We start from the raw sequence: 406 nt of genomic DNA on the forward strand, positions 1-406 counted from the left end.
TTGATAGGTATCCAGCCAATAGTCCGCTAAATCGAGCAGGTCAAGCACCGAGCCATTTCGATCTACCTGGTATTCCTGCAAACACACGCCTAGGCGTTCTAGCCGGTAGAGCTTGATCACGTACGCGCCAAACAGCCGGCGTTCCAAATAAACGACGAGGTTTCCATGCCGCTGCTCATAATAGGCGAGATTGGGATGCTGAATAAAGGTCCAATTGGAAATCTCTTCTCCCCAGTGAACGACAATCTTGCCACCCCAACGAATCATGGCTGCCATACCTCCAGATAATATCCATCATTTCTAACCGGCAATAGTTCAGTGTCCGAAGATAGTTCTATTCCTTTGCATGTATCCTGTCGCACTCATGCCATCCGTGATCTCGATGGGTTTGACCGTTTACGAATCT

1 protein-coding gene is annotated in these 406 nt (G+C 48.5%); it reads right to left on the bottom strand.

Annotated elements, in window-relative coordinates:
- A partial coding sequence (locus ASC93_RS31435; protein ID WP_162251881.1) for a hypothetical protein occupies nucleotides 1-276 on the bottom strand: 276 nt, incomplete at its 3' end.
- Nucleotides 277-406 lie beyond the last annotated feature (130 nt).

Source organism: Massilia sp. Root335, assembly GCF_001425685.1.
Lineage (GTDB): Bacteria > Pseudomonadota > Gammaproteobacteria > Burkholderiales > Burkholderiaceae_D > Telluria > Telluria luteola.